This window comes from Mycobacterium venezuelense, assembly GCF_054919535.1.
The window spans coordinates 57,326-82,198 of record NZ_JBONDW010000010.1 but is presented as its reverse complement, the minus strand read 5'-3'; the positions used below and the strand labels follow the sequence as shown (position 1 = coordinate 82,198).

The window sequence follows — 24,873 nt, the reverse complement described above, 5'->3', positions numbered from 1 at the left end:
CCCGCCCTACCCGGAAAGATTGAAGTTGCCGGACGCGCCATAGACGGCCAGGGAGATGAGCAAGGTGATGGTGACCACGACGATCAGCGAGGTCCGCACGGCCTGACCGACCGCGATGCCGACGCCGACCGGGCCGCCCGAGGCGTTGTAGCCGTAATAGGTGTGTACGAGCATGACCGCGACCGACATGACGATGGCTTGCAGGAAGGACCACAACAGGTCACTGGGGATCAAGAACGTGTTGAAGTAGTGGTCGTAGAGGCCCGCGGACTGTCCGTTGATGAAGACCGTGGTGAAGCGCGCGGCGAAGAACGCGGCCAGCACCGACAACGAGTACAGCGGCACGATCGCGATCAGGCCGGCCATCAGCCGCGTGGACACCAGATAGGACACCGCGTGGACGGCCATCGATTCGACGGCGTCGATCTCCTCGGCCACCCGCATCGCACCTAGCTGTGCGGTCGCGCCTGCGCCGATGGTCGCGGCCAGCGCGATTCCCGCGATGACGGGTGCGACGATGCGGACGTTGAGGAACGCCGAGAGGAAACCGGTCAGCGCCTCGATACCGATGTTGCCGAGCGACGAATAACCCTGCACCGCGATGACACCGCCGGAGGCCAGGGTCATGAACGCGGCGACGCCCACGGTGCCGCCGATCATGATGAGCGCGCCGGTGCCGAGGGTCATCTCGGCGATCAGGCGGATGGTCTCCTTGCGGTAGCGAGTGACCGCGTTGGGGATGTAGCGCATCGTCTCGCCGTAGAACAGCGCCTGCTCGCCGACGTTGTCGACGACCTTGGGCACGCCGCGGAACAGTCGGCGGAAGCGAAGAGTGGCGTCATAACTCATCGAACAAGCACCCGAACGCCGATGGCCGTCATGATCACGTTGATCACGAACAGGCAGATGAACGCGTACACCACGGTCTCGTTGACGGCATTGCCGACACCCTTCGGACCGCCCTTGACGGTCAAGCCCCGATAGCAGCCGACCAGACCGGCGACCACGCCGAACAGCAAGGCCTTTATCTCGGCGAGCACGAGCTCCCCCAGACCGGTCAGCACGGTCAGCCCGTTGATGAACGCACCCGGGTTGACGCCCTGCAGGAAGACCGAGAACACATAACCCCCGGACAGGCCGATCGCGCACACCAGGCCGTTGAGCAGAAGCGCCACGAACGTGGACGCGAGCACCCGCGGGACCACCAGACGCTGGATCGGGTCGATGCCCAGCACCCGCATGGCGTCGATTTCCTCACGAATCGTGCGCGCACCGAGGTCGGCGCAGATGGCCGTGGCCCCGGCGCCCGCCACTACGAGCACGGTCACCACCGGGCCGAGCTGGGTGATGGTGCCGAACGCCGTGCCTGCACCCGACAGGTCGGCGGCACCGATCTCGCGCAGCAGGATGTTGAGGGTGAAGGCCACCAGCACGGTGAACGGGATGGCCACCAACAGCGTGGGCACGAGCGACACGCGCGCGATCATCCACGTCTGATCGAGAAATTCCTTGAGCTGGAAAGGTCGGCGGAAGATCTTGGCGAAGGTGTCCAACGACATCTCGACGAAACCGCCCACGGCCCGGGCCGGAGCCGCAAGCTGTTCGATCAACCTCAGCTCCGTTCTCGGGTGGGCGGGGTGGTCGTTCGACTGTTCGCCAACTTTGCACAGTTTGCGTTGGCGAAAATTCGGTGACCGCGCGCCGTGGCGGTCCTCCCACCCCTTGGTCTTACATGGCTCTTAGTGAGCCGGATCATACTAACTAGAACACGTTCGCAGTGTCAAAGAACAGCAAATCATAGGAAAACTACATTGTTTCCCCAGGTCAGAGCACGTCGATCGACACACGTTCTAGAACGTGTTCTAACACTCGCCGGGCAATGACAACTGAGACTGTCAGTCTCGTGACTCCATCAGTGCAGTCGCCGAAAATCCACGCTCAGGGTCACGATCAGCAAAGTAATCGTGCAGTGTCACGCTGAGGTCCGCCGGAGCCCACGCATCGGCGCTCGCAGTGAAGTGCTTCTCCGCCGTGGGTGCCGCGACCAACGTGACAGTTGGACCATAAACGATGAACAGCTGACCGTTCACGGCTTCCGCCGCCGGGGACGACAAGAACCGCACGAGCGTCACCACATGATCGGTCGACAACGGATCGACCTGACCTTCCGGCAGCTCCGGCGCATCGCCGAACACACCCGCGGTCATCGCGGTCCTGGCTCGCGGCGCGATGGCATTGGCCCGCACCCCGAACCGCTCGAGCGCCCTCGCCGCCGAGAGGGTCAACGCCGTGATTCCCGCCTTCGCCGCGCCGTAGTTCGGCTGCCCGACCGGACCGGACAGCCCGGCCTCTGACGAGGTGTTGACGATGCGGCCGTATACCGTGCCATCGCCCTCTTTGGCCTTGGCCCGCCAGTAGGTGGCGGCATTGCGGGTGAGCAGAAAGTGACCACGCAGATGGACCGCGATGACGGCATCCCATTCCTCGTCGGTCATGTTGAACAGGATCCGGTCCCGAGTGATCCCGGCGTTGTTGACGACGATGCTGAGCCCACCGAGGCCGTCGGCGGTCGCGACGATCTCGTCGGCGGTCGAACGCTGGCTGATGTCGCCTGCCACCGCAACACCCTTCGAGCCGGCCGAGGCGATCTCGTCGAGCACGTCGGATTTGTCGAGTGCGCCGGCCATGTCATTGACCACCACGGTCGCACCCGCCTGGGCGAGCCCGATCGCCTCGGCCCGGCCCAGTCCGGCCGCCGCGCCGGTGACCACGGCAACCTTTCCGGACAGATCGATCTGGGCGTCGGCGCTGCTGTCTCCGGTCATATCGCTCCTCGCGTGCGCGGCGTCAATTTATGAATACCTCTAGTCTTTCCGGATCAGGGCTGCCCGTGGGCATTCGGCGACCGACTGCTCGGCCAGTTCCTCCTGGTCGGCAGGGACCGGGTCGGCTTTGACCACGGCGTAGTCCTCATCATCGAGATCGAACAGATCAGGGGCGATTCCCACGCACACCGCGTTGCCTTCACAGCGATCACGGTCAACTTCAACTCGCATGACGACCTCCTCACGACGTGTGCGTGCGCCGGGCTGGGGGCACGCAGCCACAGAATACGACCCGGCGTGAACACTGCCGGCTCAATACCGGCCTGGACCCTAAGACTAGAACGTGTTACAACCGGGTGAGAACTCAGGTCTATCAAGCAGTGAGGATGCAGCGGATGCGGATCGGTTACACCCCCGAGCAGGAGGAGCTGCGCCGCGAGCTGCGCGCCTACTTCTCCGAACTGATGACACCCGACCGAGTCGAAGCGCTGAACTCGTCGGAAGGCGAGATGGGCCGGGGCAACGTCTACCGCGACACGGTGGCGCAGATGGGTAAGGACGGCTGGCTGACGCTGTCGTGGCCCAAGGAGTTCGGCGGTCAGGCCCGTCCGCCCATGGACGGGCTGATCTTCACCGACGAGGCGGCCATCGCAGGTGCGCCGGTCCCGTTCCTGACGATCAACAGCGTCGCGCCCACGATCATGCACTTCGGCACCGAGGAGCAGAAGAAGTTCTTCCTGCCCAAGATCGCCGCGGGCGAGTTGCACTTCTCGATCGGCTACTCCGAGCCCGGCGCGGGTACCGACCTGGCGGCGCTCCGCACCACCGCCGTGCGCGACGGCGACGACTATGTCGTCAACGGCCAGAAGATGTGGACCAGCCTGATCGCCTACGCCGACTATGTGTGGCTGGCCGTGCGCACGAACCCCGAAGCCAAGAAGCACCGCGGCATCTCGATGCTGATCATGCCGACGACCGCCGAAGGCTTTTCGTGGACTCCGGTGCACACCATGTCCGGCGTCGATACGAGCGCCACCTACTACCAGGACGTGCGGGTGCCGGTCACCAACCTCGTCGGCGAGGAGAATGCCGGCTGGAAGCTCGTCACCAACCAGCTCAACCACGAGCGGGTCGCGCTGGTCTCGGCCCAGCCGATCTACGTCGCGCTCAACGGCGTTCGCGAATGGGCGCAGAACACCAAGGACGTGCACGGCAAGCGCCTGATCGACTCCGAGTGGGTGCAGCTGAATCTGGCCCGCGTGCACGCCAAAGCCGAGGTGCTCAAGCTCGTCAACTGGGAACTGGCTTCGGCTCAAGACGCGGCGCCCTCCCCCGCCGACGCGTCGGCGGCCAAGGTGTACGGCACCGAACTCGCCACCGAGGCCTACCGCCTGCTCATGGAGGTACTCGGAACGTCGGCAACGCTGCGCGCCGACAGCCGCGGCGCACTGCTGCGCGGCCGGATCGAACGGTTCCACCGGTCGGCGCTCATCCTGACGTTCGGCGGCGGCACGAACGAGATTCAGCGTGACATCATCGGCATGGTCGCGCTCGGCCTGCCCCGAGTGAACCGGTAAGGACGGCACACCAATGGATTTCAAGACCACTGAAGCGGCCGCCGACCTGGGCGGCCTGGTGCGCACGATCACCGAGTCGGTGTGCACGCCCGAACACCAGCGTGAGCTCGACGGCCTGGAACAACGTTTCGACCGCGACCTATGGGCCAAGCTGGTCGAAGCAGACGTACTCTCGGCCGCGGCCCCCGAATCCGTTGGCGGAGGCGGCTTCGGCGTGCTGGAGCAGACCGCGGTGCTGACCGCGCTCGGCAGGCAACTCGCCGCCGTGCCGTACCTCGATTCGGTGATCCTCGGCGCCGGCGCCATCGCGGCGTTCGGATCGGAGGAACTGCGCACACAGTGGGCAGCTCCCGCCGTGGCCGGCGAGAAGATTCTCGCGGTGGCTCTCGAAGGCGAGATGGGCCAGGGCCCGGTGCAGGCCACCGACGGCCGGCTCACCGGGACGCGCACCCTCGTGAGCTTCGGCCCGGTGGCCGACGCGTTCCTCGTGCCGGCCGAGACAGGTTCGGGCGTCTCCGTTTTCGTGGTCGCAGCAGATGACCCGGGCGTGTCCGTCAGCGCGCTCGTCACCACCGGACGCGGCAGCGTCGGGCTCCTGGAGTTGGAAGGCACCCCGGTCGACGACGGTCGAGTCGTCGGCGGCGCGGATGTGGTGGACTGGCTGACCACGCACGCGGCGCTGGGCCGGACCGCCTATCAACTCGGGGTGCTCGAACGAGCCCTGGAGCTCACCGCGGAGTACGCGCGCGAGCGTGAGCAGTTCGACCGCCCGATCGGCAGCTTCCAGGCGGTGTCGTCGCGGCTGGCCGACGGCTACATCGACATCAAGGGATTGCGGCTCACCCTCACCCAGGCCGCGTGGCGGCTGTCGGAGGATCTCCCCGCCGACATCGATGTTTCGAGTGCCGCGTTCTGGGCAGCTGAGGCAGGCCATCGGGTCGCCCACACCACGGTGCACGTGCACGGCGGCGTCGGCATCGACATGGATCACCCGGTGCACCGGTACTTCCTGGTTGCCAAGCAGACCGAGTTCGCGCTCGGCGGCGCGACCGGGCAGCTACTGCGCATCGGACGCGAACTCGCCGATACGCCTGCCTGAAGTGGCAGGCCCGACCGTCACCGAACTGCTGGCCCCGCTGGCTGACGTCACCGACCGCGGTATCTACGAAGGTGATTCGTTCGTCAGCTGGGCCGACCACATCGCGGACGGTGCGCGGTTGGCCGCCGCGTTGCGGTCGCGCCTTGAGCCGGGGCGGCCACCGCACGTCGGCGTGTTGCTGGGCAATACGCCGTTTTTCTCCAGCCTGCTGGTGGCCGCGGGGCTGAGCGGGCTGGTTCCGGTGGGCCTCAACCCCACCCGGCGAGGCGAGGCGCTGGCCCGCGACATCGCACGGGCCGACTGTCAGCTGGTGCTCACCGACAACCCGGAGACAGTGCCGCCGGGCGTGGACTTCGTCGATGTCGAATCAGCCGAATGGGCAGGTGAACTCGCGTCCTTCGACGGCACGCCGGTGACCTTTGCCGAGCTGTCGGGCGACGACCTGTTCATGCTGATCTTCACCTCGGGGACCAGCGGTGAACCCAAGGCCGTGCGGGTTACCCACGACAAGGTGGCGTTTCCGGGAAGTATGCTCGCCGACCGGTTCGGCTTGGGGCCGGACGACACCGCGTATCTTTCGATGCCGCTGTTCCACTCGAACGCGATCATGGCCGGCTGGGCCGTGGCCGTCGCGGCGGGCGCGTCAATCGCTCTGCGGCGCAAGTTCTCCGCCTCGGGATTCATCGACGACGTCCGCCGCTACGGCGCCACCTATGCCAACTACGTGGGCAAGCCGTTGTCCTACATCCTGGCCACCGCGCCCCGGCATGACGATGCGGACAATCCACTCAAGATCATGTACGGCAACGAGGGCGCGCCGCGCGATCTCGAGCGCTTCGCGAAGCGGTTCGGCGTCGTGGTGGTCGACGGTTTCGGGTCCACCGAGGGCGGTGTCGCGATCGCCCGTGCCCCCGGCACGCCGGAGGGTTCGCTGGGGCCGCTGACCGACGAGGTCGCGATCGTCGATGTGGAGACCGGCGAGCCGTGCCCCGCCGGGGTCGTCGGCGAGCTCGTGAATCCCACTGGGCGGGGCTGGTTCCGGGGCTATTACAACGATCCCGACGCGGAGGCCGAGCGGATGGCCGGCGGGGTGTACCACACGGGCGACCTCGCCTACCGCGACGAAGATGGCTACGTGTACTTCGCCGGCCGGCTCGGTGACTGGATGCGCGTGGACGGCGAGAACCTGGGCACTGCCCCGATCGAGCGAATCCTGTTGCGCTATCCCGACGTTGTCGAGGTTGCCGTGTACCCGATCCCCGACCCCGCGGTGGGCGATCAGGTGATGGCGGCGCTGGTGCTTGCCGCAGGCGGCGAGTTTGATGTCGAGAAGTTTCGCGCCTTCCTCTACGAGCAACCCGATCTCGGACCCAAGCAGTGGCCCTCCTACGTGCGGGTGGGCCCCACGTTGCCCCGCACCGAAACCTTCAAGGTGGTCAAGCGACAACTGTCGGCCGAGGGCATCGACTGCACCGATCCGGTGTGGCCGGTCGTGCGCTAGCCGCGCACGACGCAGCGCGTGCCGCTGTACACCGTCGGCATGCACTTCATGCAGTGCACGCAGAGACCCGAGGTGGCCGCGTGCACGCGAAAGCGGTTGACCAGCGCTGGGTCTCGCAGGAGCGCACGGGCCATCGCGACGAACTCGAATCCGTCGGCCACCGCGTCCTGCACCGTCGCCAACTCGTTGACCCCGCCGAGCAGGATCAGCGGCATGGTCAAGGTCTCACGGAACTGCCTGGCCAGCGGAAGGAAGAACGCCTCTTCGAACGGATACTCCCGGAACAGCCTTCGGCCGAGCACCCGCAGGCCCAGTCCCACCACGCCCGGCTGGGACGCGATGAACTCATCGAGGGGAACCGGACCACGGAAGTAGTACATCGGGTTGAGCAGTGAACTGCCGCCGGTCAACTGCAGTGCGTCGAGGTGACCGTCGTCCTGCAGGAGCTGTGCGGTCGGCAGGCTGTCGGTGAGCCAGAATCCGCCTCGCACGCCGTCGTCCATGCTGAATTTCGCTGTTACCGCGACTGTTTCACCGACCGCCAGGCGGACCTGTTCGGCCACGCGACGGGCCAGCTCGGCACGTCGAACGGTGGTGCCGCCGTACGCATCATTCCGCTTGTTGAGGTTCGGGCTGAAGAAGGAACTCAGCAGATAGCCGTGGCCCATGTGGATTTCGACGGCGTCGAAACCGGCGTCGACGGCGTTACGGGCCGCGACTCCGAATTGCTCGACGACCGTCTCGAGTTGCTCGGGCGTGGCGGCCCTCACCAGGCCCATCGCGGGCGCGCTGAGCCGCGTGCCCGGGGCGAGCGATGGCGTGCGGTTGGACAGCGTGTTGGCCACCAGGCCCGCGTGCCCGATCTGCGCACAGGCCAGTGCGCCTTCGCCGTGTACCGCCTCGGTGAGCCGGCGCAGCGCTCGCGCCCGGTCGGCGTCCAGCACGATCGTGTCGCGATGCACGCGGCCGCCTGGCGATATCGCACAGTAGGCGACAGTCGTCATCGCCGCACCGCCCTTGGCGACGTCGACGTGGAAGTCGACGAGTTCGTCGCTGACCTGCCCGAGCGGCATCACGCCTTCGAACGTCGCGGCTTTGATGAACCGGTTCTTGAGCGTCAACGGCCCCAGGGTCATGGACGTGAAAGGCCCCGCCGCCACCGCGTTTTCCAGTTTCGATACCATTGGCATCGAAATATAGCAGGCAGTGACGAGAGGTGAATTGTGCGAATCGCCATGACCGGCGGGACCGGTTACGTCGGGGCCCACATCGTCCGAGGCCTGCTCGAAGCCGGGCACGAGGTACGCATGCTCGCCATACCCGGAGTCGACGACGCGGTGATCGAGCGCCTCGCGACCGGCGGCGACATGACGGTGATCGAAGGCGACATCCGCGATACCGCGGCCATCGACCTACTGCTGTCCTGCTGCGATGCGGTGATCCACGCGGCCGGCGTGGTCGGCACCGACCGCCGTCGCACCGAATTGATGTGGGACATCAACGCTTACGCAACCGAGTCGGTACTGACGCGGGCCGTGGCGGCCGGGTTGGATCCCGTCGTCTCGGTCAGCAGTTACAGCGCACTGTTCCCGCCGCCGGACGGCGTGATCTCGCGCGACACCCCGACCGCGCCGGGCCGGAGCCCTTACGCGCAGACAAAGGCGTACGCCGACCGGGTGGCGCGACGATTGCAACGCGCAGGCGCCCCCGTCGTGGTGACCTACCCGTCGAGCGTCGTGGGCTCGGCCCACTGGACGGCGCCCGGCGTGACCGAGCGGGGGTGGGCACCGATCCTGCGCGCGCGCATTGCGCCGCGCCTGCAGGGTGGGATGCAGATGATCGACGTGCGCGACGTCGCCGACGTCCATATCAGGCTCATGCAACCCGGACGGGGGCCACGCCGCTACGTCTGCGGCGGGGCCATGGTGAGCTTCGACGACATGATCGACACCCTGCAGCAGGGATCCGGCCGGCGGATCCGGAGGATCCCGCTGTCACCGAAGGTGTTCCGCGCGGTCGGCCGGTGCTCGGATCTGATCGGCGGGATGCTGCCACTCGGCGACGGCCTCAGCTATGAAGCCGCGATGCTGCTGACGGCCGCAACCCCCACCGACGACAGCCACACCCGCGCTGAACTCGGGATCGGCGCCTGGCGCTCACCGCAGTCAGCGATACTCGAGTCGATCGGGCGGTGATGCGCCGAGCGCGGCGCAGAGCAGTTGCACGAGGCGGTCCTGCAGAGCAGGCGAATCATCGTCGACGGCAACGTTTGTGACGAACAACGCCGCCCCGGCCGCCAGTGCGATCGCCGCCCGCGCGTCCACTTCACTGCCGTATCCCTGCTCGGCGAACAGCTTGATCGCGGGACCGCTGAACTCGGTCCACAACGCGGTGCGGAGCTCGTGGTTCTCCCGCAGGGCCAGCAGCAGGCCCGGCACCGCCTCGTTGAGGTCGGGCCTGCTGAACATCTCGTGGCTGCCGCGCACCACCCACTCGATCCAGCCGGCGAGATCGGTGCCCTCGAACGGCGACATATCCGGTGTTTCGCCGAATATGGCGTGCAGCACCAGTTCCGCCTTGGACGCCCAGCGCCGGTTCAAACTTGAGCGCCCGACCCCCGCACGGGCCGCGACCAACCGGACACTCAGATCGTCCCAGCCGACCTCGACGAGCAACTCCCGCGTCGCGGTCAGCACCCGTTCGTCGATCGACGTGTCGCGTGGACGCCCGGTCATGCCCCGATTCAACCGCATGCCCGCGCGGGTACCGTCGGGTCTGTGGGCTACCGCGAGCAGTCTCCGCCGCCTGAGCTGGCCGCCCTCGTGGAATGCAGTTGGACACGGACCGGGCGGGTCGAGCCCGCTCGTGTGCTGCCCGACGGCTGCATGGACCTGATCCGCGCCGGCGACCACACCATCGTGGCGGGCCCGGACACCACCGCATACGTCGCTGACGGAAGTCCGCATCCCATACAGGGCTTGCGGTTCCGGCCAGGCGTGTTGCCGCGGCTGCTCGGCGTCCCGGCTGCCGAGGTCCAGAACACCCGCGTGGCCCTGCACGATCTCCGCGTGATCCGCCGCGACCGCTCGCTGTACGAACTGGCAGCCGGTCTCGCCTCCGACCAACCCAGCGCCGAGACCGCGCCGTGGTCGCTTGCGACACTGCGGCAGGTGACGAGCCGGCTCGCCGACGGTGCCGCCGTAGCGGACATCGCACGGGAGACCGGCTGGTCGAGCCGCACGCTGCAGCGCCACTGCACGGCGGTCTACGGGTACGGGCCCGCAATGCTGCGGCGCGTGTTGCGGTTCCGGCGGGCCGTGCGGTTGCTCAATTCCGGACTGCCGGTTGCCGATGTCGCGGCGCAGGCCGGATATGCCGATCAGCCCCACCTGCACCGCGAGGTGCGCACCCTGGCCGGAGTTCCGCTACGTCAGCTGGCCAACGGCGCGTACAGGTCGACCGACGTGCCGTCGGGGTCCTCGACAGTCGCGTAGCGGTGGCCCCAGAAGGCGTCGAACGGCGCAAGTACGCCGGGATGGCCCGCGGCCACCAGCTTGTCGTAGAGGGCGTCGACCGCGGCAGGCGCATTCAACTCGAACCCGATCACCACCCGGCCCGGCTCGGTGGGCGGTGACCAGCCGGGGTGAAGTCCGGCGATGGTCTCCTCGGTATCGAACGCCAGTTTGCCTCCCCCTGGGAGTTCGACCTCGACGTGCGGACCTTCTTCGTCAGGAATCGCCAGGCCGAGCAGACGGTAGAAGGCGAGAGATCGGCCCAAGTCCTTGGCAACGATCTCGATGGCGGTCGACGTGACGTGAATATCCATATCCGCACGTTAAGCCCGCAGTGTGGACCGCGTCGTGAACAGATCGGACAGGCCTGCCCTTGGTCGGTCCGCGGTTGCCGAGTAGGTTGACCCTAACCGCTAGTTACTCGCCAGTAGGGAGGGTCAGCCATGCCCGCTCCGTCCGCCGCGGAATTCGCCCGGCTCCGCAAGCTCGTCGCGATCGACGACGTCGAATCCCGGCAGGTGAGATCGATCGAGGAGGTCTTCACCGGCCGCGAGCTGACCACCATCCCGGTCGGCACCGCCGAAGACGTCACGGCCGCCTTCGCCAAGGCACGCGCCGCACAGGCGGCGTGGGCCAAGCGACCGGTCAAGGAGCGCTGCGCGATCATCGAGCGGTTCCGCGAACTCGTCGCCAAGAACCGTGACTTCCTGATGGACGTGGCGCAGGCCGAGACCGGCAAGGCGCGCTCGGCCGCCCAGGAAGAGCTCGTCGACATCATGCTGAACTCGCGCTACTACGCGCGCCAGGCAGCCAAGCTGCTGGCGCCCAAGCGTGTTCAGGGCCTGCTGCCAGGCGTGGTCAAGACCGTCGTCAACCACCACCCCAAAGGCGTGGTCGGAGTCATCTCGCCGTGGAACTACCCGATGACGCTTTCGATCTCGGACTCGATTCCGGCCCTGCTGGCCGGCAACGCCGTCGTCGTGAAACCCGACAGCCAGACCCCGTACTGCACCCTCGCCAATGCCGAACTGCTCTACGAGGCAGGCCTGCCCCGCGACCTGTTCGCCGTTGTGCCCGGCCCGGGTTCGGTCGTCGGCACCGCAATCGTGGAGAACTGCGACTACTTGATGTTCACCGGCTCCACGGCCACCGGCCGGTCACTGGCCGAGCAGTGCGGCCGGCGGCTGATCGGCTTCTCCGCCGAACTCGGCGGCAAGAACCCGATGATCGTCGCAAAGGGCGCCAACCTCGACGTCGCCGCGAAGGCCGCGACCCGGGCGTGCTTCTCGAACGCAGGCCAGCTGTGCATCTCGATCGAGCGCATCTACGTCGAGCGCGACATCGCCGACGAATTCACCGCCAAGTTCGGCGAACAGGTCCGCAACATGAAGCTGTCGCCGGCATACGACTTCACCGCCGACATGGGCAGCCTGATCTCCGAAGACCAGGTCAAGACCGTGTCAGGCCATGTCGACGACGCAAAGGTCAAGGGCGCCAAGGTGATCGCGGGCGGCAATGCCCGCCCTGACATCGGGCCGCTGTTCTACGAGCCGACCGTTCTGTCGGACGTCACCGACGAGATGGAATGCGCGCGTAACGAAACCTTCGGCCCGCTCGTGTCGATCTACCCGGTCGATTCGGTCGAGGAGGCGATCGAGAAGGCCAACGACACCGAGTACGGCCTCAACGCCAGCGTGTGGGCGGCCAGCAAGGCCGAGGGTGAGGCGATCGCCACCCGGATCAGTTCCGGCACCGTCAACGTCGACGAGGGTTACGCGCTCGCCTTCGGCAGCACGGCGGCTCCGATGGGCGGCATGAAGGCATCCGGCGTCGGCCGCAGGCACGGTGCCGACGGCATCCTCAAATACACGGAATCCCAGACGGTTTCCACGGCCCGTGTGCTCAATCTCGATCCGCCGCTGGGTATATCGCAGACCTTATGGCAGAAGGCCCTCACGCCGATGATCCAGGCTGTGCAGAAACTGCCCGGGCGGTGAGCACGGTCGAACGGAGCACCCCGCCGCTGGCCGGCGACGAGCGCACCACGCTGCAGAGTTGGCTCGACTTCTATCGCGCGACCCTGGCGGCGAAGTGTGCGGGTTTGTCCGACGAGCAGTTACGCACGGCGTCGGTGTCGCCGTCCTCGTTGACGCTCATGGGCATCGTCCAGCACGAGACCGAAGTCGAGCGGAACTGGTTCCGCCGCGTGCTGATCGGCGAGGACATACCGTCGATCTATGGTCCACGGTCAGCAGAAGGCCATGACGGCGGCTTCGACCCCGCCACGGACGTCACCTTCGAAACCGTGCACGCCAGATGGCAATCCGAGATCGAGCGGTCGAAGGCGAACTGTGCCGGCCGCGCACTCGATGACACCAGCCCGTTCATGGGCACCGAGGTGACCCTGCGCTGGATCTACACCCACATGATCGCCGAATACGCCCGGCACTGCGGGCACGCCGATCTCATCCGCGAAAGCATCGACGGCGCGACCGGCGTGTGAACCTCAGCTGTCGCGAACGGTGTCCAGGCGCTTGGTGGCCTGCTCGAAGCCGGCCACCAACTCGCCGATGATGTCGGCGACCGGCCGGATCTCGTTCATGCGGCCCACGATCTGGCCCACCGGCATCGAAACGGTGTCGGGGTTGTCCGACTCGTTCATGCGCTGGTGCGCCTCGCTGACGAGGATGTTCTGCAGTGGCATCGGCAGTGGCTCGGGCGCGTCCGGGGCATCCCAGGCGTCGGTCCACTTGGTCTTGAGCAACCGGGCCGGCTTGCCGGTGTAGATCTTGCGGCGCACGGTGTCGGCGGTGCCTGCCCGCAGCAGCGCCTCCTGGATCGTGGAGGTGCCACCGGGCAGCCGATGCCCGAGGTCGTATTCGGCCGACGTCAGGAACGCCGACCCCATCCACACGCCTTGGGCACCCAGCGCGAGCGCCGCGGCGACCTGACGTCCGGTGCCGATACCGCCCGCGGCCAGCACGGGCGCCTTGCCGTCAAGGGCGTCAACGATTTCCGGCCACAACACCATCGAGCCGATCTCGCCCGTGTGCCCGCCGGCCTCATGCCCCTGCGCGACGACGATGTCAACACCGTTCTCGACGTGGCGCAGCGCATGCTTGGCGCTGCCGGCCAGCGCCGCCACCGGGACACCCGCCGCGTGCGCCTGTTCGATGACGTCGTTGGGCGGCGAGCCCAGCGCGTTGGCGATCAACTTGATCGGATGCTTGAGCGCCACCTCGACATGGCTGCGGGCCACCGAATGCAGCCAGCCCAGCACGCCCTCGTTGCGGTCCTCGTCCTCCGGCAGCGGCGGAACACCCAGATCGGCGAGAGTTTTGGCGACGAAGTCACGGTGGCTCTGCGGTATCAGTTTGTTGATGTCGACGGCCGTGCCCTCGGTCGGCACCTTGGCCGGCATGACCACGTCGACGCCGTAGGGCTTGCCGTCGGTGTTGGCGTCCATCCACTGCAGAACGTCCTCGAGGTCGTCGGCGTCGTTGAACCGCACGCAGCCCAGAACACCGAGCCCGCCTGCCTTACTGACGGCGGCGGCCACCTTCTCCGACGGGGTGAACACGAAGATCGGGTATTCGATCCCGAACCGGTCACAGAGTTCAGTACGCATCATGAATTGGCTCCCACATGGTTGGCGTGCACCTCGTCGGCGGGGCGCTCCTCGGTGGTGTCTTTGGCCCACCGATAGTCGGGCTTGCCCGCTGGCGAGCGCTTGACCTCGTCGACCAGCCAAAGGCTGCGCGGCACTTTGTATCCCGCGATCTCGGTGCGCACGAACGCGTCGAGTTCGGCCAGCGACGGGCGTGTGCCCTCCCTGGCCTGCACGACGGCCGCGACGTGCTGACCGAACCGCGGATCGGGTACGCCGACCACGAGCGCGTCGAACACATCCGGATGCCCCTTGAGCGCGGCCTCGACCTCTTCTGGGTAGATCTTCTCGCCACCGGAGTTGATCGACACCGAGCCACGGCCGAGCATCGTCACGCTGCCGTCGGCCTCGACCTCGGCGTAGTCACCGGGGATCGCGTAGCGGACTCCGTTGATGGTCTTGAACGTCTCCGCGGTCTTCTTCTCGTCCTTGAAGTAGCCCACCGGAATGTGGCCGCGCTTGGCGATCACACCACGCACACCCGAACCGGGCTTGACCTCGTTGCCGTCCTCGTCGAGCACCACGGTGTTCTTGTCGATGGTCACGCGCGGACCGCCGGTGTGCGACTGACCCTTGGCGACGATGCTCGTGCCACCGAAGCCCGTCTCCGACGAACCGATCGAGTCGGTGATGACGCGGTTGGGCAGCAGCTCGAGGAACTTCTCCTTGAGACTCGTCGAGAACAGCGCGGCCGTGCTCGCCAGCAGGAACAGGCTCGACAGGTCGTATTCCGTGCCGTTGGCCTGCGCGGCCAGCAGCGCGTCCAGCAGCGGGCGGGCCATCGCGTCACCGGTGAAGAACAGCAGGTTGACCTTGTGGTCGTGGATGGCCTGCCAGACCTCTTCTGCATTGAATTCCGGTGTCAGCAACACGGTTCCGCCGGAGAACAGCGCCATCCAGGTGGCCGACTGCGTCGCGCCGTGGATCATCGGCGGGATCGGGTAGCGGATCATCGGCGGTCCGGCCGCGGCCTGCTTGGCCAGGCCGTACTCGTCGGCAACGGGTTCACCGGTCGCGAAGTCGGTCCCGCCGAACAACACTCGGTAGATGTCCTCGTGGCGCCACATCACGCCTTTCGGGAACCCGGTGGTGCCGCCGGTGTAGAGCAGGTAGATGTCGTCCTCGCTGCGCGGGCCGAAGTCACGTTCGGCCGAGCTGTCGGCGATGGCGGAGTAGAACTCGACGCCTCCGTACCGCTCGTACTCATCGTCGCTGCCGTCTTCGACCACCAGGATCGTCTTGACGTTCGGGGTCTCGGGCAGCACGTTGGCCACCCGGTCGGCATAGCGACGCTCGTGCACGAGCGCGACCATGTCCGAGTTGTCGAACAGGTACTTCAGCTCACCCTCGACGTAGCGGAAGTTGACGTTGACCAGAATCGCGCCGGCTTTGACGATGCCCAGCATCGCGATCACGATCTCGATGCGGTTGCGGCAATACAGTCCGACCTTGTCGTCCTTGTTGACGCCCTGCTCGATCAGGTAATGGGCGAGACGGTTGGCTTTCTCCTCCAACTGCCCGTATGTCAGCTGTTCGTCGCCGGAGATGAGCGCCACCCGGTCGGGCACCGCGTCGATGGCATGCTCGGCAAGATCCGCAATGTTCAGAGCCACGGAACCTAAACTAGAACGTGTTACATTTCGTGACAAGTCTGGGGTTAGAAAGCATGGAGGCAGGTACCTGTGAGCGAGGCGAAAAAGGAGCCCGACGCACTCATTGAGCAGCGTGGACACACTCTGATCCTGACGCTGAACCGGCCAGAGGCGCGCAACGCGCTTTCCACCGAGATGCTCTCGATCATGGTCGCGGCGTGGGACCGCGTCGACAACGACCCGGAGATCCGCACCTGCATCCTCACCGGGGCCGGCGGCTACTTCTGCGCGGGCATGGACCTCAAAGGCGCGACCAAGAAGCCGCCGGGCGATTCGTTCAAGGACGGCAGCTACGACCCGTCGCGCATCGACGGCCTGCTCAAGGGCCGCCGTCTCACCAAGCCGCTCATCGCGGCGGTCGAGGGACCTGCCATCGCGGGCGGCACCGAGATCCTGCAGGGCACCGACATCCGCATCGCGGGCGAGAGCGCGAAGTTCGGGATCTCCGAGGCCAAGTGGAGCCTGTACCCGATGGGTGGGTCGGCCGTGCGCCTCGTGCGCCAGATTCCCTACACCATCGCGTGCGATCTGCTGCTGACCGGACGCCACATCACCGCAGCCGAGGCGCTGTCGTACGGGCTGATCGGATACGTCGTTCCCGACGGGACGGCGCTGGACAAGGCGTTGGAGATCGCCGAGGTGATCAACAACAACGGACCGCTTGCCGTGCAGGCGATCCTCAAGACCATCCGCGAGACCGAGGGCATGCACGAGAACGACGCGTTCAAGCCCGACACCGCCAACGGCATTCCGGTGTTCCTGTCCCAGGATGCCAAGGAAGGTCCGTTGGCGTTCAAGGAGAAGCGCGCGCCCAAGTTCCAGATGAAGTAGGCCACGCTCGACTGCGCCACGACCAACACACCGCAGCGAACGTCCGAACGTCGCGCGACAAGTTGCTGAACGGGGCGGCGCCCACGGATTGCCGCGCGTACGTTGGCGTTTGTGTCCGGGACGCTCGCGGAAAACGCCCGTGAGCTCGCGACCTGTCTCATGCATGAGCAACCCGATCGCCTCAGCCACCTCACAGGCGTCGCTGCCCGGTGCGAAGCTCTCAGCGCGGCCGTACCGCCTGCCGCGGTCGATGCGCTCGTCGCCGCGGGATGGCTGCACGATATCGGCTATCTGCCCGCGCTCGGCCGAACCGGTTTCCACCCGCTCGACGGCGCGCTGTATCTGCGCGAGCACGGCTGGCGCGACGACATCTGCGCGATGGTCGCCCACCATTCCGGCAGCAGGTTCGTGGCCCGCGTACGTGGCCTCGGCAGCTCGCTGGGTGTTTTCGAGTTCGTCGAAGACGAATCGTCTGACGTGTTGACGGTTGCCGACAACACCGCACTGCAGGACGGTTCGTTCATCACGGTGTCCGAGCGGCTCCGCGAAAAGCTGGCCCGCCACGGACCCACCTCGCCGGGCGCGCTCGCCAACCCGGCGCGCGACGACTACATCCGCGCGGCGTCGGCCCGGGTGCGCGGTCGGTTGGCCGGCCAGGGCCACAGCGACCCGTACCTCGTGTAAATGAGTAGGCAGCGCGGCGCAGCGCCGATACCGTGCTGATTCATGTACGACCTCGAAGACGCCATCGCCGAGCGACATTCGACTCGGCTGTTCCTGCCTGACAAACCCGTCCCGCACGAACTCGTCCACGAGGCACTCGAACTCGCGATCCGCGCACCGTCCAATTCGAACGTGCAGCCGTGGCAGGTGCTGTTCGCCTCGGGCGCCGCGCGGGACCGGCTCGTCGCGGCTCTGCTGGCCGAGGCCAAAACCACTGACCCTCAGATTCCCCCGCTTCCCGAGCAGTACGAACACCACCGATTCGAGGTCGGCGCAGCGTTGTTCGGCGCACTCGGCATCGCGCGCGGCGACGCCGACGCCCGACGCACGGTGGTCCTGCGCAACTGGGAGTTCTTCCGCGCCCCGCTGGCCGGCATCGTGTGCATGCACCGCGACCTCGACTACGTCGACGCCATGGGTGTCGGGATGTTCCTGCAGACGTTGCTGTTGGCGCTGACCGCCCGCGGCCTCGACACGTGCGTCCAGGTTTCCATCGCCGGGTATCCGGATGTGGTGCGCTCACAGCTCGGCATCGGCGAAGACCTGCGCATCCTGTGCGGCGTGGGCATCGGTTACGCCGACCCGGATTTCCCGGGGAACTCCGTTCACACGCCACGAAACCCGGTGAGCGCGAATGTGGTGTTCCTGGAGCACTGAGTGTTGAGGTACCGAGGCCGGCCGCGGTCCGACGTCAGGATCACCGAGGTGTCGGTGCGCCCGCCTATGAGCGACAATGTCGCGGAAATCGACTCAGGCGCAACGGCGTGAGCTCGCGATTGTCACGCTGGCGTGGCTATCGAAGCCCACTGCCACTCTGGCGTGACAATCGACGCCCACAGCCACTCTGGCGTGACAATGGGGGGACCGCGAGATGACACTGCCGCGCCAGTAACGCAGTGGCGGAAAAAGACGTGTCAAATCGCCGTCTCGTTACTCACGCGGCCAAGCGGCTTCGCGATCCGTCTCCACATTCAGCCGCCAGCGACAATGTCGCTAATAGGCGGGCACCACCAATTACGTTGCAGGAGAAGAAATTGCGACACAAGCGACCGATGATGTCGCCGACGTGGGGCCGAAGTGCCCAAAGGGCAACATGAGGCGATTTCCGCGACATTGTCGCTAACAGGCGGGCAGAACCACACCCACACATCTGCCGGGTAGCGGCGCCTAATCCCCCACGCGAGCCGTCGGCGTGAAGACCACCGGCATGGATTCCGGGCCGCTGACGAAGTTCGCCGGGCGCAACGGAACCGCGGCGTCGTCGGCAAGGCGGAGGTCGGGCAAGCGCCGCAGCACACGTTCGGTCATGAGCTTGAGCTCAAGGCGGGCCAACTGGTTGCCGAGGCAGAAGTGAGAGCCGAAGCCAAAGGCCATGTGACTGTTCGGATTCCGATCGATCCGGAAGTTGTCGGGATCGCCGAACACCCCCTCGTCGAAGTTGGCCGATTCGAACATCAGCATGATCTTCTCACCGGCCTTCAACTCGGTGCCGTGGAAGACGGTGTCCGCCGTGAGCGTGCGGCACATGTTCTTCACGGGCGAGGTCCAGCGCAGCATCTCCTCGATCGCGCCCGGCAGCAACTCCTCATCCGCAACAAGGGCATCCCACTGATCCCGGTGCCGCAGAAGCTGTTCGGTGCCGCCCGACAACGTATGCCGGGTGGTCTCGTCGCCTCCGATGAGGATGAGCAGCGTCTCGAACACGATCTCGTCGTCGCTCATCCGCTGGCCCTCGACCTCGGCGTTGACGAGGATCGAGAACAGGTCGTCGGTCGGTTCGGCGCGGCGCTTGGCGATCACGTCCATCGTGAACGCGGTGTAAGCCGCGAACGTCTCCATGAGCTTCTGGATGGTCTGCTCGTCGACGTGTGACGACAGGCCGCACACGAGGTCATCGGACCACTGGAGCAGCATCTCGCGTTCGGACGGCAGCACACCGAGCATGTCGCCGATCACGGCCATCGGCAGCGGCGCGGCGATGTCACGGACGAAGTCGCATTCGCCGCGCTCACACACGTTGTCGATCAACGTGTCACAGAGCCTGCCGATCGAAGGCACCTTGTCCATGACGCGCTTGCGGGTGAAGCCCGCGTTGACGAGCTTGCGGCGCAACAGATGTTGCGGGTCGTCCATGTCGATCATGTACGGCATGCCGGGCTGGTCGGGGCGAATGCCGCCGGTCGACGAGAACAGCTCGGGGTTGCGCTCGGCGTCGATGACGGCTTGATAGGTCGCCGCCGCCGCAAGCCCGTTGCGATCCCGGAAGACCGGCTCGTTGGCCCGCATCCACCGGTAGGCCTCGCGGGCCCCGCCGTCGGCGTAGAACACCCCGTTCACCAGATCGACGTCCGGCTTGGTCGCGGGCAGAACCTGGGTCATGCGATCTCCTTGGCGTCGCCGAACGTCATCTGCACATTGGCAGCAGAACTGGAAACGAAAGCCCGCTTGGGCAGGCCCAGCGCCGCGAGTTCCTGCGCATACGGGTGGTCGCCGAGCGTCAGTCGAACCCCGCCCAGCCGGTACCGCACGCCGGAAAGCCGCATCTGCCCGGCAGTTTCGCGGGTGACGCCGTCAAGATGCGAATACGTCGGGTGCACCTGCGGTTTGGCGGTGAACGCCGACGGCACCGGCAGGCCGGGCCGGAATTCCATGCCCACCGCGAGCCTGCCGTCGATGCTCACATCGAAACCGAACTGGCGTCCGTCACGAACGGTGAAGTCCGCCATCACCTTTGGATAGCCCCAGATCTTGCGGCCCGCCTCCAGCGTGAACGCCTGATCGACCGGAAGGTGATGGATGAACGCACCCGCGGACTGCAGCGCACGTAGCCCGGACGCATCCGATCCGGGCGGGTTCACCATGACGTTGGTGCCGTACTCCAGATACTGGCCCAGGTCACCGTCCACGTACCGCATGAGCATCAGGATCACGACGGCCTTGCCGGGCCGGTAGCGGCACACTTGCAGACCGCTGTAGTCGATCATCCGCTGCGCCGCGTCGGCATCCACGGAGAACATGGCCATGTGCTGGTTCGCAGTGCGAATCTGCACCGGCATGGTCACCGCTTGCCCGGCGATGGTGTGCTGGGTCACAGGCCAAATCTAGAACCTGTTCTAAACACTTTGCAAGAAGTGTCTACACGAGCGTGGCGAGCTCCTGGATCTGTTCGGCGCTGCGCCCGCTGACGACCATCGTTGTGACGCCCGCGGCCTCCCACACCTTGATCTGCTCGCGTACGTAGTCGACGTCGCCGACGATCGCCGCGTCGTCGACGACCTCGTCCGGGATGACCTTGGCCGCCTCATCTTTTCGGTCCGACCGGAACAGCGCGGTGACCTCGTCGACCACCTCGCCGTAGCCCATCCGCCGGTAGACGTCGGCGTGGAAGTTGGTGTCCTCGGCGCCCATGCCGCCCATGTACAGCGCCAGATACGGCTTCATCGCGGCGAACGCGGCCGCGCGGTCCTCGGTGATGACGATGTTGGCGGTCGCACAGATCTCGAAGTTCTCGCGTGTTCGACGCGCACCCGGCCGCGCGAACCCTTCGTCGAGCCACGAGTTGTAGGTGTCGGCCATGCGCGGCGTATAGAAGATGGGCAACCAGCCGTCACAGATCTCGGCCGCGAGCGCGACGTTCTTGGGGCCCTCGGCACCCAGCATGATGGGAATATCAGACCGCAGCGGGTGCGTGATCGGCTTGAGCGCCTTACCAAGCCCGGTCGTGCCCTCACCCGAAACCGGAAGCGGATAGTGCGGTCCATCGCTGGTCACCGGCGCTTCGCGCGCCCACACCTGGCGGATGATGTCGATGTACTCACGCGTGCGGGCAAGTGGTTTCGGGAACTTCTGGCCGTACCAGCCCTCGACAACCTGAGGGCCCGAGACGCCGAGGCCCAGGATGTGGCGCCCACCCGACAGGTGGTCGAGCGTCAGCGACGCCATCGCGCACGCGGTCGGCGTGCGGGCCGAGAGCTGCACGACCGAGGTGCCGAGCCGCAACCGGCTCGTTTCGCGTCCCCACCAGGCCAACGGGGTGAACGCGTCCGACCCCCACGCCTCGGCGGTGAACACGGTGTCGAACCCGGCCGCTTCGGCCGCTGCCACCAATTCCGCATGGTTGGCGGGCGGCTGCGCACCCCAATATCCGAGCTGCAGTCCCAACTTCATTAGCTGTCCTCTCGACCGCTTCTTGCCACGATTCTTAGAACCTGTTCTACTCGATGTGTGACAGCCAGCCAAAGCAGCCCGGCCTCGATAGATCGCCGCGAGCCGCCACTTTCTGCGCCACTGAAACTGTCTTTTGACTACACCCGTTCAGTTGGCCCTCTGCTGAGTCAGTTCTTCACCGCCCTGCGCGAGCGCCGCATCGTCGGCGTGCGGGGATCGGACGGGCGCGTGCATGTGCCACCCGCTGAGTATGACCCGGTCACTTACGAAGCACTGACCGAGGTCGTTCCGGTGGCCAGTGTCGGCACGGTGCTGTCCTGGACCTGGCAGCCGCAGCCGCTCGAGGGCCAGCCGCTGGACCGCCCGTTCGCCTGGGCGCTGATCAAGCTCGACGGCGCCGACACCCCGCTGCTGCATGCGGTGGATGCTGCGGAAGGCGCCGTGAGCACCGGCATGCGGGTGCACGCGCACTGGGTGGACGAGCCCGTCGGCGCGATCACCGACATCGCCTACTTCGTGCCCGGTGAGACCCCGGAGCCCGTGCCGGACACCACCGATGACCGTGACCCGGTGACGATGCTGGTGGTTCCGACGGCCATCGAGATCCAGCACACCGCGTCGCTTCCCGAGAGCACGTTCCTGCGGGCGTTGCAGGAAGGCAAACTGCTGGGCGCGCGCACGGTGGGCGCGAACGGCGAGAAGGGCAAGGTCTACTTCCCGCCGAAGGAAGCCGATCCCGCGACGGGCAAGGAACTCACCGAGTATCTGGAGCTGCCGGACAAGGGCACGGTCACAACGTTCGCCATCATCAACATCCCGTTCGCCGGGCAGCGCATCAAACCGCCCTACGTCGCGGCGTACGTACTGCTCGACGGTGCCGACATCCCGTTCCTGCATCTGGTCACCGAGATCGACGCATCCGAGGTCCGGATGGGCATGCGCGTTGAGGCGGTGTGGAAGCCCCAGGAGGAATGGGGCCTCGGCATCGACAATATCTCGCACTTCCGGCCGACGGGTGAGCCCGACGCCGACTACGACAGCTACAAGCACCACCTGTAAAGGGATTTCGCAATGACTTCGGGGTCAAACAGACAAGTTGCAGTGGTGGGCTTCGCGCACGCCCCGCATGTTCGCCGCACCGACGGCACGACCAACGGCGTCGAGATGTTGATGCCGTGTTTCCATCGGCTCTACGAAGAGCTCGGCCTGCAGCAGACCGACATCGGCTTCTGGTGCTCAGGTTCGTCCGATTACCTTGCCGGCCGGGCATTCTCGTTCATCTCCGCGATCGACTCGATCGGCGCCGTTCCGCCGATCAACGAATCGCACGTGGAGATGGACGCCGCATGGGCGCTGTATGAGGCCTATATCAAGATCCTGACCGGCGAGGTCGAGACCGCGCTGGTGTACGGGTTCGGCAAGTCGTCGGCCGGCACCCTGCGCCGCGTGCTGTCCCTGCAGACCGACCCGTATACGGTCGCGCCGCTGTGGCCCGACGCGGTGTCGATGGCGGGCCTGCAGGCCCGCTTCGGGCTCGATGCCGGCAAGTGGACCGCCGAGCAGATGGCCCAGGTCGCGCTTGACTCGTTCGCCGTCTCGGAACGAACCGACAGCGAGAAGCCGGCTAAGTCGATCGACGAACTGCTGAACCGGCCGTTCTTCGCCGATCCACTGCGCCGCCACGACATCGCACCGATCGCCGACGGCGCGTCGGCGATCGTGCTGGCCGCAGGCGACCGGGCCCGCGAACTGAGGGAGAACCCGGCGTGGATAACGGGATTCGAGCATCGCATCGAGACCCCGATCCTCGGTGCCCGCGATCTGACGACGTCCCCCTCGACCGCCGCGTCGGCGCAGGCGGCGACCGGTGGCGATACGAGTTCGATCGAGGTCGCCGAACTCTATGCGCCGTTCACGCACCAGCAGTTGATCCTCACCGAGGCGATCGGGCTTGGCGAATCGACCAAGATCAACCCGTCCGGTGGGGTGCTGGCGGCCAACCCGATGTTCTCGGCGGGCCTCGAGCGAATCGGCTTCGCCGCACAGCACATATTCGACGGATCAGCGGGGCGCGTACTGGCTCATGCCACGAGCGGCGCTGCGCTGCAACAGAATCTGGTAGCCGTACTGGAGGGCAAGTGATGGCTCAGAAAGCCGCGGTACTGGGTACCGGACAGACGAAATACGTGGCCAAGCGTCAGGACGTGTCGATGAACGGGCTCGTGCGTGAGGCCATCGACCGGGCGTTGGCGGATTCCGGCTCGACCATGGCCGACATCGACGCCGTGGTGGTCGGCAAGGCGCCGGACTTCTTCGAGGGCGTGATGATGCCCGAGTTGTTCATGGCCGACGCCGTCGGTGCGACGAACAAGCCGCTGATCCGCGTGCACACCGCGGGTTCGGTGGGCGGGTCGACGGCCGTGGTCGCCTCCAGCCTGGTGAAGTCGGGCAAGTACCGCCGCGTGCTGACCATGGCCTGGGAGAAGCAGTCGGAGTCGAATGCCATGTGGGCGTTGTCGATTCCGGTGCCGTTCACCAAGCCCGTCGGCGCGGGTGCGGGTGGTTACTTCGCCCCGCACGTGCGCGCATACATCCGTCGCTCCGGAGCGCCGAACCACATCGGCGCCATGGTCGCGGTCAAGGACCGCCTCAACGGGGCGAAGAACCCGCTGGCCCATCTGCATCAGCCCGACATCACGCTGGAAAAGGTGCTGGCGTCCCAGATGCTTTGGGACCCGATCCGTTTCGATGAGACCTGCCCGTCCTCGGACGGCGCGGCCGCGATGGTGATCGGCGACGAGCAGGCCGCCGACGCGCGGGTTGCCGAGGGTCATCCGGTCGCCTGGATCCACGCAACCGCACTGCGCACCGAACCGCTTGCCTATGCGGGCCGTGACCAGGTGAACCCGCAGGCCGGTCGGGATGCCGCGGCCGCGTTGTGGCGCGATGCAGGCATCACGAGCCCGATCGACGAAATTGACGTCGGCGAGGTGTACGTGCCGTTCTCGTGGTTCGAGCCGATGTGGCTGGAGAATTTGGGTTTCGCCCCCGAGGGCGAGGGCTGGAAGCTGACAGAAGCCGGCGAAACGGCGATCGGTGGCCGTATTCCGTTCAACCCGTCCGGCGGCGTGCTGAGCTCGAACCCGATCGGCGCATCGGGCATGATCCGCTTCGCCGAATCGGCCATCCAGGTGATGGGCAAGGCAGGCGACCATCAGGTGCCCGGCGCACGCAAGGCGCTCGGTCACGCGTATGGCGGTGGCTCGCAGTACTACTCCATGTGGGTTGTCTCCTCCGACAAACCGGGCGATGCATGACG

The 24,873-nt window shown here is 66.3% G+C and carries 25 protein-coding genes; 13 read left to right on the top strand and 12 right to left on the bottom strand.

The annotated features are described in order from the left end of the window. Positions 1-6: 6 nt before the first annotated feature. From ACRCUN_RS17965 to ACRCUN_RS17950, 4 genes are all read right to left on the bottom strand, one after another. Positions 7-849, bottom strand: coding sequence for an MlaE family ABC transporter permease (locus tag ACRCUN_RS17965; RefSeq protein WP_462142983.1), 843 nt, complete (start codon positions 847-849; stop codon positions 7-9). After that, positions 846-1,610 (bottom strand): MlaE family ABC transporter permease, encoded by a 765-nt coding sequence (locus ACRCUN_RS17960; protein ID WP_067846736.1) that lies wholly within the window; start codon positions 1,608-1,610, stop codon positions 846-848. The genes ACRCUN_RS17965 and ACRCUN_RS17960 overlap by 4 nt, the downstream gene beginning before the upstream one ends. 285 nt (positions 1,611-1,895) lie before the next feature. Further along, positions 1,896-2,825, bottom strand: a complete 930-nt coding sequence (locus ACRCUN_RS17955) for a 3-oxoacyl-ACP reductase (protein WP_462142982.1) — start codon at positions 2,823-2,825, stop codon at positions 1,896-1,898. 39 nt (positions 2,826-2,864) lie between these two features. Then, positions 2,865-3,056: a ferredoxin gene (locus ACRCUN_RS17950; RefSeq protein ID WP_067846743.1), complete on the bottom strand. Its 192-nt coding sequence runs from the start codon at positions 3,054-3,056 to the stop codon at positions 2,865-2,867. A gap of 164 nt (positions 3,057-3,220) precedes the next feature. Here ACRCUN_RS17950 and ACRCUN_RS17945 point away from each other — a divergent pair, with 164 nt between their 5' ends. The 3 genes from ACRCUN_RS17945 to fadD17 are packed head-to-tail and all read left to right on the top strand — an operon-like array spanning position 3,221 to position 7,002. Continuing rightward, positions 3,221-4,402 (top strand): acyl-CoA dehydrogenase family protein, encoded by a 1,182-nt coding sequence (locus ACRCUN_RS17945; protein WP_462142981.1) that lies wholly within the window; start codon positions 3,221-3,223, stop codon positions 4,400-4,402. Positions 4,403-4,415: 13 nt separating this feature from the next. Further along, positions 4,416-5,501: an acyl-CoA dehydrogenase family protein gene (locus ACRCUN_RS17940; protein ID WP_462142980.1), complete on the top strand. Its 1,086-nt coding sequence runs from the start codon at positions 4,416-4,418 to the stop codon at positions 5,499-5,501. Between the two features lies 1 nt (position 5,502). Next, complete coding sequence (gene fadD17 / locus ACRCUN_RS17935; RefSeq protein ID WP_462142979.1) at positions 5,503-7,002, top strand: long-chain-fatty-acid--CoA ligase FadD17; 1,500 nt, start codon at positions 5,503-5,505, stop codon at positions 7,000-7,002. Here the strand turns inward: fadD17 and ACRCUN_RS17930 are convergent. Then, entirely contained in the window at positions 6,999-8,186 is a 1,188-nt protein-coding gene (locus tag ACRCUN_RS17930; protein WP_462143138.1) for an NADH:flavin oxidoreductase, read from the bottom strand. The two genes, fadD17 and ACRCUN_RS17930, sit on opposite strands and share 4 nt — an antisense overlap. 39 nt (positions 8,187-8,225) lie before the next feature. Here ACRCUN_RS17930 and ACRCUN_RS17925 point away from each other — a divergent pair, with 39 nt between their 5' ends. Beyond that, complete coding sequence (locus tag ACRCUN_RS17925; protein WP_462142978.1) at positions 8,226-9,197, top strand: NAD-dependent epimerase/dehydratase family protein; 972 nt, start codon at positions 8,226-8,228, stop codon at positions 9,195-9,197. On the opposite strand, the gene ACRCUN_RS17920 is transcribed toward ACRCUN_RS17925, so the two are convergent. Then, entirely contained in the window at positions 9,168-9,737 is a 570-nt protein-coding gene (locus ACRCUN_RS17920) for a helix-turn-helix domain-containing protein (RefSeq protein ID WP_462142977.1), read from the bottom strand. The genes ACRCUN_RS17925 and ACRCUN_RS17920 overlap by 30 nt on opposite strands. Positions 9,738-9,779: 42 nt before the next feature. On the opposite strand from ACRCUN_RS17920, the gene ACRCUN_RS17915 reads away from it, so the two are divergent. Continuing rightward, on the top strand, positions 9,780-10,496 hold the full coding sequence (locus tag ACRCUN_RS17915; RefSeq protein ID WP_462142976.1) for a helix-turn-helix domain-containing protein: 717 nt from the start codon (positions 9,780-9,782) through the stop codon (positions 10,494-10,496). On the opposite strand, the gene ACRCUN_RS17910 is transcribed toward ACRCUN_RS17915, so the two are convergent. Beyond that, complete coding sequence (locus ACRCUN_RS17910) at positions 10,433-10,828, bottom strand: VOC family protein (RefSeq protein ID WP_462142975.1); 396 nt, start codon at positions 10,826-10,828, stop codon at positions 10,433-10,435. The two genes, ACRCUN_RS17915 and ACRCUN_RS17910, sit on opposite strands and share 64 nt — an antisense overlap. A 129-nt stretch (positions 10,829-10,957) precedes the next feature. On the opposite strand from ACRCUN_RS17910, the gene ACRCUN_RS17905 reads away from it, so the two are divergent. Both ACRCUN_RS17905 and ACRCUN_RS17900 read left to right on the top strand, forming a co-directional pair. Further along, positions 10,958-12,511 carry a succinic semialdehyde dehydrogenase gene (locus ACRCUN_RS17905; RefSeq protein WP_462142974.1) on the top strand — a complete coding sequence of 518 codons (1,554 nt, stop codon included), beginning with the start codon at positions 10,958-10,960 and terminating at the stop codon, positions 12,509-12,511. Then, positions 12,508-13,017, top strand: coding sequence for a DinB family protein (locus ACRCUN_RS17900; protein WP_462142973.1), 510 nt, complete (start codon positions 12,508-12,510; stop codon positions 13,015-13,017). The genes ACRCUN_RS17905 and ACRCUN_RS17900 overlap by 4 nt, the downstream gene beginning before the upstream one ends. Positions 13,018-13,020: 3 nt before the next feature. On the opposite strand, the gene ACRCUN_RS17895 is transcribed toward ACRCUN_RS17900, so the two are convergent. Beyond that, entirely contained in the window at positions 13,021-14,142 is a 1,122-nt protein-coding gene (locus ACRCUN_RS17895) for an NAD(P)H-dependent flavin oxidoreductase (protein WP_462143137.1), read from the bottom strand. Next, entirely contained in the window at positions 14,142-15,830 is a 1,689-nt protein-coding gene (locus ACRCUN_RS17890) for a medium/long-chain-fatty-acid--CoA/3-oxocholest-4-en-26-oate--CoA ligase (RefSeq protein WP_462142972.1), read from the bottom strand. Before ACRCUN_RS17890 ends, ACRCUN_RS17895 begins: the two co-directional genes overlap by 1 nt. A 33-nt stretch (positions 15,831-15,863) precedes the next feature. Between ACRCUN_RS17890 and ACRCUN_RS17885 the strand changes: the two genes are divergently transcribed. From ACRCUN_RS17885 to ACRCUN_RS17875, 3 genes are all read left to right on the top strand, one after another. Continuing rightward, entirely contained in the window at positions 15,864-16,664 is an 801-nt protein-coding gene (locus tag ACRCUN_RS17885) for a crotonase/enoyl-CoA hydratase family protein (protein ID WP_462142971.1), read from the top strand. A gap of 111 nt (positions 16,665-16,775) precedes the next feature. Next, positions 16,776-17,348: an HD domain-containing protein gene (locus ACRCUN_RS17880; protein ID WP_462142970.1), complete on the top strand. Its 573-nt coding sequence runs from the start codon at positions 16,776-16,778 to the stop codon at positions 17,346-17,348. A gap of 42 nt (positions 17,349-17,390) precedes the next feature. Then, entirely contained in the window at positions 17,391-18,044 is a 654-nt protein-coding gene (locus ACRCUN_RS17875; protein ID WP_462142969.1) for a nitroreductase, read from the top strand. A gap of 510 nt (positions 18,045-18,554) precedes the next feature. Here the strand turns inward: ACRCUN_RS17875 and ACRCUN_RS17870 are convergent. The 3 genes from ACRCUN_RS17870 to ACRCUN_RS17860 are packed head-to-tail and all read right to left on the bottom strand — an operon-like array spanning position 18,555 to position 21,554. Further along, on the bottom strand, positions 18,555-19,766 hold the full coding sequence (locus ACRCUN_RS17870) for a cytochrome P450 (protein ID WP_462142968.1): 1,212 nt from the start codon (positions 19,764-19,766) through the stop codon (positions 18,555-18,557). After that, positions 19,763-20,479: an acetoacetate decarboxylase family protein gene (locus ACRCUN_RS17865; protein ID WP_462142967.1), complete on the bottom strand. Its 717-nt coding sequence runs from the start codon at positions 20,477-20,479 to the stop codon at positions 19,763-19,765. Before ACRCUN_RS17865 ends, ACRCUN_RS17870 begins: the two co-directional genes overlap by 4 nt. Before the next feature lie 43 nt (positions 20,480-20,522). After that, positions 20,523-21,554: an LLM class F420-dependent oxidoreductase gene (locus ACRCUN_RS17860; RefSeq protein ID WP_462142966.1), complete on the bottom strand. Its 1,032-nt coding sequence runs from the start codon at positions 21,552-21,554 to the stop codon at positions 20,523-20,525. Positions 21,555-21,611: 57 nt separating this feature from the next. Here ACRCUN_RS17860 and ACRCUN_RS17855 point away from each other — a divergent pair, with 57 nt between their 5' ends. From ACRCUN_RS17855 to ACRCUN_RS17845, 3 genes are read left to right on the top strand one after another with little or no spacing between them, the layout of a single operon-like run. After that, the gene (locus tag ACRCUN_RS17855) at positions 21,612-22,613 is read left to right on the top strand and encodes a Zn-ribbon domain-containing OB-fold protein (RefSeq protein WP_462142965.1); all 1,002 of its coding nucleotides are present in this window, start codon (positions 21,612-21,614) and stop codon (positions 22,611-22,613) included. Positions 22,614-22,625: 12 nt separating this feature from the next. Beyond that, positions 22,626-23,696 (top strand): thiolase family protein, encoded by a 1,071-nt coding sequence (locus ACRCUN_RS17850; RefSeq protein ID WP_462142964.1) that lies wholly within the window; start codon positions 22,626-22,628, stop codon positions 23,694-23,696. Beyond that, positions 23,696-24,871 (top strand): thiolase family protein, encoded by a 1,176-nt coding sequence (locus ACRCUN_RS17845; RefSeq protein WP_462142963.1) that lies wholly within the window; start codon positions 23,696-23,698, stop codon positions 24,869-24,871. Before ACRCUN_RS17850 ends, ACRCUN_RS17845 begins: the two co-directional genes overlap by 1 nt. Positions 24,872-24,873: the final 2 nt, after the last annotated feature.

Coding starts and splice junctions, on each gene's coding strand:
- ACRCUN_RS17965 (WP_462142983.1), bottom strand. CDS start 849: ATGAGTTATGACGCCACTCTTCGCTTCCGCCGACTGTTCCGCGGCGTG.
- ACRCUN_RS17955 (WP_462142982.1), bottom strand. CDS start 2,825: ATGACCGGAGACAGCAGCGCCGACGCCCAGATCGATCTGTCCGGAAAG.
- ACRCUN_RS17950 (WP_067846743.1), bottom strand. CDS start 3,056: ATGCGAGTTGAAGTTGACCGTGATCGCTGTGAAGGCAACGCGGTGTGC.
- ACRCUN_RS17945 (WP_462142981.1), top strand. CDS start 3,221: ATGCGGATCGGTTACACCCCCGAGCAGGAGGAGCTGCGCCGCGAGCTG.
- ACRCUN_RS17940 (WP_462142980.1), top strand. CDS start 4,416: ATGGATTTCAAGACCACTGAAGCGGCCGCCGACCTGGGCGGCCTGGTG.
- ACRCUN_RS17930 (WP_462143138.1), bottom strand. CDS start 8,186: ATGGTATCGAAACTGGAAAACGCGGTGGCGGCGGGGCCTTTCACGTCC.
- ACRCUN_RS17920 (WP_462142977.1), bottom strand. CDS start 9,737: ATGACCGGGCGTCCACGCGACACGTCGATCGACGAACGGGTGCTGACC.
- ACRCUN_RS17910 (WP_462142975.1), bottom strand. CDS start 10,828: ATGGATATTCACGTCACGTCGACCGCCATCGAGATCGTTGCCAAGGAC.
- ACRCUN_RS17905 (WP_462142974.1), top strand. CDS start 10,958: ATGCCCGCTCCGTCCGCCGCGGAATTCGCCCGGCTCCGCAAGCTCGTC.
- ACRCUN_RS17895 (WP_462143137.1), bottom strand. CDS start 14,142: ATGCGTACTGAACTCTGTGACCGGTTCGGGATCGAATACCCGATCTTC.
- ACRCUN_RS17875 (WP_462142969.1), top strand. CDS start 17,391: ATGTACGACCTCGAAGACGCCATCGCCGAGCGACATTCGACTCGGCTG.
- ACRCUN_RS17870 (WP_462142968.1), bottom strand. CDS start 19,766: ATGACCCAGGTTCTGCCCGCGACCAAGCCGGACGTCGATCTGGTGAAC.
- ACRCUN_RS17860 (WP_462142966.1), bottom strand. CDS start 21,554: ATGAAGTTGGGACTGCAGCTCGGATATTGGGGTGCGCAGCCGCCCGCC.
- ACRCUN_RS17850 (WP_462142964.1), top strand. CDS start 22,626: ATGACTTCGGGGTCAAACAGACAAGTTGCAGTGGTGGGCTTCGCGCAC.
- ACRCUN_RS17845 (WP_462142963.1), top strand. CDS start 23,696: ATGGCTCAGAAAGCCGCGGTACTGGGTACCGGACAGACGAAATACGTG.